The 10068-nt window shown below is 73.8% G+C and carries 10 protein-coding genes; 4 read left to right on the top strand and 6 right to left on the bottom strand.

Annotation, left to right across the window (positions count from 1 at the left end; all coding sequences use genetic code 11):
- The first annotated feature begins 196 nt into the window (after positions 1-196).
- Together ABD54_RS27550 and ABD54_RS23205 are read left to right on the top strand one after the other, a co-directional pair.
- Positions 197-703 carry a dsRBD fold-containing protein gene (locus ABD54_RS27550; protein ID WP_082166955.1) on the top strand — a complete coding sequence of 169 codons (507 nt, stop codon included), beginning with the start codon at positions 197-199 and terminating at the stop codon, positions 701-703.
- A 421-nt stretch (positions 704-1124) separates the two neighbouring features.
- Positions 1125-2396, top strand: coding sequence for an APC family permease (locus ABD54_RS23205; RefSeq protein WP_047871656.1), 1272 nt, complete (start codon positions 1125-1127; stop codon positions 2394-2396).
- Here the strand turns inward: ABD54_RS23205 and ABD54_RS23200 are convergent.
- Entirely contained in the window at positions 2393-3211 is an 819-nt protein-coding gene (locus tag ABD54_RS23200) for a TioE family transcriptional regulator (RefSeq protein ID WP_047871655.1), read from the bottom strand. The two genes, ABD54_RS23205 and ABD54_RS23200, sit on opposite strands and share 4 nt — an antisense overlap.
- A gap of 58 nt (positions 3212-3269) precedes the next feature.
- Here ABD54_RS23200 and ABD54_RS23195 point away from each other — a divergent pair, with 58 nt between their 5' ends.
- On the top strand, positions 3270-4523 hold the full coding sequence (locus tag ABD54_RS23195; protein WP_047871654.1) for an erythromycin esterase family protein: 1254 nt from the start codon (positions 3270-3272) through the stop codon (positions 4521-4523).
- Between the two features lie 57 nt (positions 4524-4580).
- On the opposite strand, the gene ABD54_RS23190 is transcribed toward ABD54_RS23195, so the two are convergent.
- The 5 genes from ABD54_RS23190 to ABD54_RS23170 all read right to left on the bottom strand — a co-directional run bounded on the left by ABD54_RS23190 (position 4581) and on the right by ABD54_RS23170 (position 9285).
- Entirely contained in the window at positions 4581-5348 is a 768-nt protein-coding gene (locus ABD54_RS23190; RefSeq protein ID WP_047871653.1) for an NUDIX hydrolase, read from the bottom strand.
- Positions 5345-6079, bottom strand: coding sequence for an HAD family hydrolase (locus tag ABD54_RS23185; RefSeq protein WP_047871652.1), 735 nt, complete (start codon positions 6077-6079; stop codon positions 5345-5347). The genes ABD54_RS23190 and ABD54_RS23185 overlap by 4 nt, the downstream gene beginning before the upstream one ends.
- Positions 6080-6220: 141 nt before the next feature.
- The gene (locus ABD54_RS23180; RefSeq protein WP_047871651.1) at positions 6221-7168 is read right to left on the bottom strand and encodes a VWA domain-containing protein; all 948 of its coding nucleotides are present in this window, start codon (positions 7166-7168) and stop codon (positions 6221-6223) included.
- Positions 7169-7250: 82 nt separating this feature from the next.
- Positions 7251-8219 carry a DUF58 domain-containing protein gene (locus tag ABD54_RS23175; RefSeq protein WP_047871650.1) on the bottom strand — a complete coding sequence of 323 codons (969 nt, stop codon included), beginning with the start codon at positions 8217-8219 and terminating at the stop codon, positions 7251-7253.
- A 4-nt stretch (positions 8220-8223) separates the two neighbouring features.
- Positions 8224-9285, bottom strand: coding sequence for a MoxR family ATPase (locus ABD54_RS23170; protein WP_047871649.1), 1062 nt, complete (start codon positions 9283-9285; stop codon positions 8224-8226).
- A 150-nt stretch (positions 9286-9435) separates the two neighbouring features.
- On the opposite strand from ABD54_RS23170, the gene ABD54_RS23165 reads away from it, so the two are divergent.
- The coding region (locus tag ABD54_RS23165; protein ID WP_047871657.1) for a hypothetical protein at positions 9436-10068 on the top strand (633 nt) is incomplete at its 3' end.

The following is a 10068-nucleotide window of genomic DNA, read 5'->3' as shown; positions in this document are numbered from 1 at the left end:
ACCTCCATCTTCGGCACCCCGGCGCCCGGATCGGAGTCGAAGTAGTGCTGAGCCACGCCGTGACGCTACCAGGGGCGGCCCCGGCCGCGGCACACGGCAAAAACCTCCCAGCCCCACGCCAACAAAGGCCCAACCCAGGCGCGGCGGGGCGCCGGGGTGCCGAAGATGGAGGTATCCGACGTTTGCGGGGGAACCCATGCGAGCACACGTAGGAGACCAGTTGGTGGTCGAGAGCCCGCGCGCCGACGCCCACCGCAGGACGGGCGTCGTCACCGGCGTCGGGGGGGCCGACGGGACGCCCCCCTACCGGGTCCACTGGGCCGGCGCCGAACAGGGACACGACGACCTGGTCTACCCGGGTCCGGACGCGCACATCGAACACCCGCCCGGCTGCACGGGCGCCAACGCAGAGGGGGCCGATGCCATGCAGACGACCAAGCGCTGGAACGTCGACGTCGTCGTCGCCGAGGAGAACGAGGGCGACAGCGCGCGCACCTGGGCCGAGGTCGGCCTCGTCGCCGACGACGGGACGGCGCTGCGGGGACACGGGATGGCCCGCAAGCACCCCACGGACCTGGACGTTCCCGAGATCGGCGAGGAGCTCGCGGTCTCGCGCGCCCTGTCCGACCTCTCGCGCCAGCTCCGCCAGGTCGCGGCGGAGGACATCACCGACAACACCGGAACGCCCTGGCGCCCCACCTGAACCGGTGGCGGCCCCGCAGCCGACCGCGGGGGATAGGAGCGGGCGCGGGCCCGGACCGGCTGAGGGCCGGTCCGGGCCCGCCGCGCTGCGCCCGGTCGGGCCGCGCCACCGCGCGGACACCGTACGGACCGATACCGGCCATCCTCGTCATGGCGGGACTGCTCCCGGTGGTCACCGGGATCGGGCACACTCGGAAGTCGGACACGACCGCCGCCCCGGCGGCGCAGCCGAGCCCCGGCCCCCGAAGCGCCGGAACCTCGCGTCGTGTCCGGTCAGGCCGCGACGGGGGAGGGTGCGCCAGCCGGGCACACGAGGTCCGCCGTCACGTCCCGAGGTACCGCTGTGCTTTACCGGAGGCGTCCGGGGAAGGGAGCGTTGCCGCCCGGCGCGAGCCGGGAGTACTCACGCAAGGGAGACCCCGTTGACCACCTCCTCCTCCGGCCCCCAGGCCAGACCCGCCCGCGCACTGGGCACGGTCGACGCCGTCGCCATCGGCGCGGGCGCGATGCTCGGCGCCGGGGTGTTCACCGTCTTCGCCCCGGCCGCGCTCGGCGCGGGCGCCTGGCTGCCCGTGGCCATCCTCATCGCGGGGATCGTCGCCTACTGCAACGCCGTCTCCTCGGCCAGGCTCGCCGCCCGCCACCCCGAGTCCGGCGGCGCCTACGTCTACGGCCGCGAGCGCCTGGGCGAGCTGTGGGGCTACCTGGCGGGCTGGTCCTTCGTGGTCGGCAAGACGGCCTCCTGCGCGGTCATGGCGCTGACCTTCGGCGCCTACCTCCTCCCCGGCTGGGAGAAGGCCCTGGCGGCGGCCACCGTGGTCGCGCTCACCGCGCTCAACTACCGCGGGATCCAGCGCTCCACGATGGTGATCAAGATCCTGCTGGCCGCGGTCCTGGCGGTCCTGGCCGCAGTGTGCGCGGCCATGCTCCTCAGCGGGCGCCTGGCCGCCGTCGCCCAGGTGGAGGGGCTGGGGCCCTGGCCCGGGTCCTTCGGCGTGCTCGGCGCCGCCGGGATGATCTTCTTCGCCTTCGCCGGATACGCCAGGGTGGCCACCCTGGGCGGCGAGGTGCGCGACCCCCAGACCACGATCCCCCGCGCCGTCAACATCGCCCTGGCCGGCGTACTGGTGCTCTACCTGGTCATCGGCACCGGGCTGCTGATCGTGCTGGGCCGCGAGCGCCTGTCCACCACCGACACCCCGATGGTCGACGCCGTCCGGGTGGCCGGGTTCGACTGGCTGGCCCCCGTGGTGGTCGCGGGCGCGGCCGTGGCCAGTCTGGGCGCCCTGCTCTCCCTCATCCTCGGGGTCTCGCGCACCACCGCCGCGATGGCCGCCGACGGGCACCTGCCCCGCTCCCTGGCCTCGGTCCACGAGCGCCACGGGGTGCCCCACCGCGCCGAGCTGCTTGTCGGCGCCGTCGTCATCGCCCTGGTCCTGGTCACCGACCTGCGCGGCGCGATCGCCTTCTCCGCCTTCGGCGTGCTGGTGTACTACGCCATCACCAACGCCTCGGCGCTGCGTCTGGGCCCCGACGAGCCCCGCCCGCCGCTGCTGGTGCCGCTGACCGGGCTGGGCGGCTGCGTCGTGCTGGCGTGCAGCCTGCCGCTGCCCACGGTCATCACCGGCATGGCGGTCCTGGCGGCGGGAGCCGGGCTGTGGTGGCTGCGCGAGCGCTTCGACCTGCGCTTCTAGACGGTTTCGCGTTCGCGCAGGTACGCCTCCAGCTCGGCGGCCCCGGCCAGCATCGCCCGCCCGCGCGCGGACAGCCGGGCCCGCCAGTCGCGCAGCGCGCCCTCCAGTGGCTCCAGCCCGCCTGCCGAGCGCACCTGGGCGATCAGCGGGGCGATCCGCTCCAGCGGGTAACCGCCCCGCCTGAGCTGGTGTACCAGCAGGGCGTCGCGCACGTCGGCCCCGCCGTAGACGCGGTACCCGGTCCTCGGGTCGCGGCGGGGACGCACCAGCCCGGCGCGCTCCCAGGCGCGCAGCGTCGCGGGCCGCACGCCGAGCCTGCCCGCCAGCGGCCCGATGAACGTGGTGCCCGGCTCGGCCGACCCGGGCTCCTCCTCCGGTCGTGGAGGAGCGGCCGCCCCGGCCCTCCCTCCGGAGCCGGTCCGTCCACCGGACGCGCCCGGGTCGGCGGACTGGCACCGCGCGCCGCCCTCCAGTCCGCGCAGGGCCTCCTCCACGGCCCGCAGGGTCCGCCGGTCCTCCAGGAGCTGGGCGTGGCCCTCGTCGATCAGGCGCAGCGCCTCCTCTGTCCGGCCCCCGTTCACCGCCCGCATGATCGAGGCCGCCCCCTGGTGGCCGTGGCCGGACACCAGGGACACGAACGCGCTCAGGCCCCGGGCGTGCAGCGGGGTGTAGGTGCGGTAGCCGTGTCGCGTGCGGTCAGCCGCCGGAAGGATCCCGTCCTCCTCGTAGTTCCTGACCGCCTGCGTGGACAGACCGTGCCCGCGCGCCAGGTCGATCGGCCTGAGCCGACCACCGCTTTGAAGGTTCTTAGCCATATTCCCGCCGCTGTACCGAAAAAGTCTCAACCGTTACTTCAACGATAGCGTTGAAGGTATGGACACTGTCGCCAGCGACACCGCACACACCTTCGAGGCGGCCTCCGTCATGGGGATGCTCCCGACCCGGCCGCGACTGCTCGCCCTGGGCGAGCCCACCCATGGCGAGGGCGCTCTGCTGGACCTGCGCAACGGGCTCTTCCGCCAGCTCGTCGAGCAGGAGGGCTACCGCACGATCGCCGTCGAGAGCGACTGCCTGGCGGGCCTGGCCGTGGACGAGTACGTCACCTCGGGCACCGGCACCCTCGAACAGGCCGTGGAGCAGGGGTTCAGCCACGGGTTCGGCGCGTCGGCGGCCAACCGCGAACTCGTGCGCTGGATGCGCGCCCACAACGACGGCAGGCCCGCCGCCGAACAGGTGCGCTTCGCCGGTTTCGACGGCCCGCTGGAGATCACCGGCGCCCAGAGCCCACGGCGGGCCCTGACCGCCCTCCACGGCTACCTCGCGCGCTGGGTGGAGGCGGACCAGCTCCCGTGCGACGCGCGGACGCTGGACCGCCTGACGGGCGAGGACGCGCGGTGGACCAACCCCGACGCGATGCTGGACCCGGCCGAGTCCGTGGGGCGCTCGGACGAGGTCCGGGAGCTGCGCATGCTCGCCGACGACCTGGCGGCGCTGCTCGACGCGCACACGCCGCGCCTGGTCTCGGCGACCTCGCGCGAGGAATGGGAACGGGCGCGCCTGTACGCGCGCACCGCCACCGGCCTGCTGCGCTACCACTTCTGGATGGCCGACACCTCCTCGCGGCGCATGACGCGGCTGGAGGACGCGGGGATGACGGTCGACACCTCACCGAGCAGGATGACGCGGCTGCTGGGCCTGCGCGACCAGATGATGGCCGACAACCTCTTCGCCCTCGCCGAGCGGGGCCCGGTGCTGGTCCACGCGCACAACGCCCACCTCCAGCGCGGCAGGAGCACGATGCGGATGGGCGGGCCGCCGCTGCACTGGTGGGGCGCCGGGGCGATCGTGGGCGCCCGCCTGGGGCCCGGGTACGCCTTCCTGGCCACGGCCCTGGGCGCCATCCGGCACCGGGGCGTGGGCACCCCGCCCCCGGACACCGTCGAGGGCCTCCTGTACGGCCTCGGGGAGGAGCGCTGCGTGGTCGACGCGCCCCGGCTGGCCGCGGACCTGGGCGGCGCGCGCCCGGAGCCCCGCGTGTCCGCCTGGTTCGGCTACGCCCCGCTCGACCCCTCCCGCCTGGCCGACAGCGACGGGATCGTGTTCGTCAGGGACCTGCCGCGGAGCTGACGGCCCGTCCCGGGCGTCACCGGTGTGACGCGCCGGAGCCGGCGCCGGGCCACGGGCTCAGGACGCGCCGGAGAGGCCCAGGTAGGCCAGGCCGCGCCGGGCCGTGGTGGACAGCCGCAGCCCGCAGACCTCACCGGGGGCGAACCAGCGCGCGTCGGCGGTCGAGCCGTCCTCCTCCAGCACCCGGGCCGGACCCGGGTCGGGTACCAGGACGCGGAAGAACGCCCACACCGCGTAGATGTCGTGGCCGCCGGAGCCCTCACGGCGGTGGCTGGACACGGTGACCAGCTCCCCGACCAGGCCGTCCTGGCCGGTCTCCTCGACCACCTCGCGGCGCAGCGCGGCCCGCACGTCCTCGCCCGCGTCCACGCCGCCGCCCGGCAGGTGCCAGGTCCCGGCGCCGGGGAACCCCTCGGCGATCAGGCTCAGCAGCACGTTCCCGCGTGGGTCGGTGACGATCCCGTAGGAGGCGAACCGGCGCAGCGGCGTCAGCCCGCTGCCGGGCGCGGACTCCTCCCCGGCCAGTTCGGCGGGGGAGGGCCGCAGACCCGCGTCCGCGGCCGGGGGCCAGGAGGCCTCCGCCCCGGCCTCGGCGAACACCACCCGGTCGATGTGCAGCGGTGCGCCGCCGGGCGCGGACGCCAGCTCGGTGAGCACGTCCAGCGCGCGCAGGGGAGCGTCCGGGGCCAGGCCGCCCAGGCCGCGGGCCACGTCCGCGGGGTCCTGGCCGAACAGCACGCGCGCCCCGAGCACCGCGGGGGCGCCGGCGGAGACCAGGTGCGCGGTGACGCGCCGTCCCGCAACGCCCGGGAAGGCGGCGGTCACAGCGAGCCGGCGGCGGGGGCCGCGCTGGGCAGGCCCACCAGACGCAGCAGTTCGTCCAGGTTGGCGATGGTGGTCACCGACTCGAAGCGCTGGTGGCCCCGGCGGTCGATCATGATCGGGCGCATGCTCGCGGCGGCGGCGCCCACGCCGTCGGCCTGGATCTGGTCCCCCACGTGCCAGCACGCGGTGGGGTCCACGCCCAGGCGCTGGGCGGCGGTGTGGAAGATGCGCGGGTCCGGCTTGCCCGTGCCGACCGTGTCGGTGCACACCACGGCGTGGAAGTAGGGGACCAACTCCATGGACTGGAGCTTGGCGTGCTGGAGGGACTCGACGCCGTTGGTCACCACGGCCAGGCGGTATCCGGCCGATGCCAGCGCGTTCAGCGACGGGATCGCGTCGGGGAAGACCTGCCACGCCGAGCGGTGGGCCTCCAGGTAGATCCGGTACAGCTCGTCGCAGTGCTGGTCGGCGAGGTCTGCGTGGCCGGCCTGGACGGCCAGGGCCCGGATGCGCTCGCGGCGCTGCTGCTCCAGGCTCAGGCGTCCGCGCAGGTAGGAACCGAAGGAGATCTCGGTCTGCACGTCCCACAGACTGCGGGCTGCTCCGAAGTCCGGGTGGCCGAGCCGGTCCATGACCGCCCGGAGCCCCGTGGACGACGCGGCGAGATCGTCGATCAGGGTGTCGTCCAGGTCAAAGCAGATCGCCGTCGGCACTGCGGGTGTGTTCGGCATCGTTCCTCATGTGATGGGCAGGACAAAACATGCCCACGCTAACCCGTGGACATAACAGGAACGGTGTAAACCCCGCCTAAAGGGATGTGTCCCACGTCACCCGGGACCTGTGGTGGAGGGGGCGCGCGGGCCCCCTCCCGCTCACGGGAGCCGCTGGAACCACAGGAGTGACGTCACCGCGGTGGCCATCGCCAGGACGATCGCCACCAGCACGAAACGTGTGACGATTTCCTCGTGCACCAGCTCGGTGCCCAGAGACGAACCGATGTCCTCGTAGACCTCGTTCAGCTCCGTCTCGCTCTCCGCCTCGTAGAAGTGCCCCCCGGTGTCCGAGGCCAGACCGCGCAGCGCCTCCTTGTCGATGTCGGCGGGCACCTGGTAGCCGTCGATCTCGATCATCGCCGCGCCCGTGCCGAACGCGATCGTGGAGACCGGCACCTCCTGCTCCGCCGCCATCGCCACGGCCTGCGAGATGTCGCGGCCACTGGTGTTCTCCCCGTCCGAGAGCAGCACGATCGCCGACGGCGGCGGGTCCACGTCCGCGTCCTCGTCGAAACTGCTGATCGACTCCAGCGAGGCGAACACCCCCTCGCCGATCGCCGTGCCCGGACCCAGTTGGAGGTTCTCGATCGACCCGATCACCGCCTGGTGGTCGTGGGTGGGCGAGGAGACCACCGTAGCCGTCGACGAGAAGGCCACCAGACCCACGTTGAACCGGTCCGGCAGCGTCTCCACGAACCCCTGGGCCGACTTCTTGGCCGCCTCCAGCCGGTTCGGGTCGATGTCGTTGGCCGCCATCGACAGCGACACGTCCACCGCCACCATGATCGTCGCCCGCTCACGCGGCTGCTGCACCGGCATCGCCGGCAGCGCCATCGAGGCGATCAGCACCCCGATCGTCACCGTGAACAGCACCGCGGGCACGTGCCTGCGCACGTCCGGCCGGTGCGGCGCCACCTGGTTCAGCAGCGCCAGGTTGGTGAAGCGCATCGTGTACTCGCGCCGCCGGGTCTGCGCGAACACGTACGCGGCGACCAGTACGACGACGAGGAGCAGCCACCACAGCCTCTGGGGCTCCAGGAAGGTCATGACTCAATCCCCCGTGCCTCGGCTCTGTCCCGCGGGTCCGCGCCCGCGCCCTCGTTCGGTTCCCCGGTGGGGCCCGCCGCGCTCACCGGGGCGTTCCCGGAGTGTGGCGGGCCAGGTGGTGCGCGGTACGCCTCTGGTGGATGACGAAGCGTGCCGTGTCCAGTACCCAGTCCCGGTCCGTCCGTAGCGTCAGGTGGTGCACCCCGCACCGGCGCAGCGCGTCGCGCACCGCGCGGCGCTGCCCCTCGGCCGCCTGGCGGTAGCGCTCGCGCACCGCACGCGTCAGCCGCACGTCGCGCACCATGCCCGTGCGCGGGTCGCGCAGCGTCACGTCGCCCACCTCCGGCACGTCCAGCTCGCGCGGGTCGACCACCTCCACCACCAGCACCTGGTGGCGCGCCGCCAACTGGCGCAGGGGCCGCTCCCAGGTCACCTCGCCGCCGAAGGCGGGGGTGTCCAGGAAGTCGGAGACCACAACCCGCAGGCCGCGCCTGCGGCGCACCCGCACCAGGTCGCCGATGGCGTCGGCCAGGGTGGACCGGTGCGGCGAGGGCTCGCGCTCGTCCCCCTTCGGCGCCGCGGCCACCGTGGCCAGCAGCGCCAGCAGGGCCTCCTTGCCCGAACGCGCGGGCCAGCGCCGGATCGCGCCCCGGTGCAGGAAGTGGGCGCCGAAGCGGTCGCCCACCCTCTGGGTGAGGAGGTTGGCCGCGACCATCGCCCCGACCGCCACCTCGTGCTTGGAGCGCAGGCCCGTGCCGAAGTCCATGCTCGGCGACAGGTCCAGCAGGGTCCAGCTCTCCAGTTCGCGGTCGGCGACCAGGTCGCGCACGTGCGGGGTGTCGGTGCGCGCGGTCACCGACCAGTCCATGAGCCGCACGTCGTCCTCGCCCGGCTGGTACAGGCGCGCCTCGGCCGCCTCCGAGCCCGGCCCCAGGCGCAGGCCGAGGTGCTCACCGTGCAGCAGCCCCTCCAAACGGTGCACGATGCGCAGGTCCAGACGGCGCAGCGCGGCGCGCAGCCGGGGGTCGGTACCGATGGCGGGTGCGTTCACCGGCTCACCTCGCGGAGGCGAAGGAGGCGGTCTCCCCGCTGGGCGGCTCGTCCCAGATCACCCGCGGGGCCAGCACGGTCGACAGGATGCGGTCCACCACCTGTTCGGCCGTGATCCCGTCGGCCAGGGCGTCGAAGGTCAGCACCAGGCGGTGGGCGATGACGTCGTGGGCGAGCACCCGCACGTCGTCGGGGAGCACGTAGTCGCGCCCCCGCAGCAGGGCCAGGGCCCGCGCGGCCGAGACCAGGCCCAGGGTGGCGCGGGGGCTGGCCCCCATCTCCAGCACCTGGCGCAGGTCCGGCATCTGGTGGTTCTCCGGCTCGCGCGTGGCCATGACCAGCCGCACCACGTAGTCGGCGATGAGCTGGTGGACGTGGACGCGCTGGGCGTCGGACTGCAGCTCGCTCAGGGTGACGGGGTCGAGCACCTGGTGCGCTGTGGGCGGGGTGGTCGACATCCGGCGCAGGATCTCCATCTCCTCGTGCGCGCGCGGATGGCGGACGTTGATCTTCATCAGGAACCGGTCGCGCTGAGCCTCGGGCAGCGGGTACACGCCCTCGGACTCGACCGGGTTCTGTGTGGCGATGACGATGAACGGGGAGGGGAGCGGGTGGGTGGTCCCGCCCAGGGACACCTGCCGCTCGGCCATGACCTCCAGCAGGGCCGACTGCACCTTGGCCGGGGCCCGGTTGATCTCGTCGGCGAGCACGAAGTTGGCGAAGACCGGCCCCAGCTCCACGTCGAACTGCTCTGTGGAGGGATGGTAGATGCGCGTGCCGACGATGTCGGAGGGCACCAGGTCCGGTGTGAACTGCACGCGGGCGAACGAACCCCCGGTGACCTTGGCCAGGGTGGACACCGCCAGGGTCTTGGCGATGCCGGGCACGCCCTCGATCAGGCAGTGGCCTCCCGCGACCAAGGCGATGAGGGAGCGCTCCACCATGCGCTCCTGGCCCACGATCACCCTGGACACCTCGTGCAGCGCGGCGCGCAGCAGCCGGGTCGGTTCGCCCGGAGCGCTGTCCGGGCCCGCGGAGGGCGTTGAGCCGTTTGCGCTCTCTGCCATGTGCCGCCTTCCTAGCGGGGAGCCCCGACGCGGGGGCACCGGATAGGTTGTGGATCACTCACCTGTGGTGACACTACCCGTTTCGCGGGCACCAGTCCGGTACACAACGCGGCGAAGCGGACGGCCGGAGTGGAGGGCAAGGGGGATGACATGGCGGTTCCCACGATGGGGCTGAACGAGGGTGATCCACGTCAACTGGGCGGTTACCGCCTGCTGGGGCGGGTGCGCGACTCCTCCCTCGGGGTTGTCTACCTGGGCAGGGACGGGTCCGGGAACCAGGTGAGCGTCGCCGTGCTCGACTCCGGCGCCGCGGGTGACGGCGGCGCGCGGGAGCGGTTCGCCGAGGCGGCGCGCCGCAGCCCCGACGTGGTCGCGGCCCGTACGCACGGGCGCTCGGCGCTGTGGGTGGCCCTGGCCCACGACGGGTCGGGCGCGGCGGCGGAGGCCTTCCTGAAGGTGGCGGCGCGCTCGGGACGGACGGCCGCGCGCGGCCCGGTGGTGATGCCGCACTGGGCGGGCTCGCGAGGTCCGGTCTCGGTGCGGTGGGCTCCCTGGGCCGCGCGCAGGGACAGCGCCGTGGCGGCGGGGGAGAGCAACTGGTGGCTGATCGGCGGACTGGGCCTGGTGCTGGTGCTCATCCTGCTGCTGGTGTCGCTGCTGTACTGGTGGATGCTCCAGTTCCCGCCGCCGGAGATGCCCAGTCCGGCGCAGCCCCCCGAGTCGCAGGAGAGCCCGGAGAGCCCGCAGGGGCCGGGGACGCTCCCGGGCGAGGAGGAGGGGGAG

Source organism: Nocardiopsis sp. RV163, from assembly GCF_001029525.1.
GTDB classification, from domain to species: Bacteria; Actinomycetota; Actinomycetes; order Streptosporangiales; family Streptosporangiaceae; genus Nocardiopsis; species Nocardiopsis dassonvillei.
The sequence above is the reverse complement of the archived record's forward strand: the minus strand, read 5'-3'. Positions and strand labels throughout refer to the sequence as shown.

What these genes read in the sequence shown, in the direction of transcription:
- ABD54_RS23170 (WP_047871649.1), bottom strand. Translation starts at nt 9,285, where the DNA reads ATGGCAGAGAGCGCAAACGGCTCAACGCCCTCCGCGGGCCCGGACAGC.
- ABD54_RS23185 (WP_047871652.1), bottom strand. Translation starts at nt 6,079, where the DNA reads ATGCCGAACACACCCGCAGTGCCGACGGCGATCTGCTTTGACCTGGAC.
- ABD54_RS23180 (WP_047871651.1), bottom strand. Translation starts at nt 7,168, where the DNA reads ATGACCTTCCTGGAGCCCCAGAGGCTGTGGTGGCTGCTCCTCGTCGTC.
- ABD54_RS27550 (WP_082166955.1), top strand. Translation starts at nt 197, where the DNA reads ATGCGAGCACACGTAGGAGACCAGTTGGTGGTCGAGAGCCCGCGCGCC.
- ABD54_RS23200 (WP_047871655.1), bottom strand. Translation starts at nt 3,211, where the DNA reads ATGGCTAAGAACCTTCAAAGCGGTGGTCGGCTCAGGCCGATCGACCTG.
- ABD54_RS23195 (WP_047871654.1), top strand. Translation starts at nt 3,270, where the DNA reads ATGGACACTGTCGCCAGCGACACCGCACACACCTTCGAGGCGGCCTCC.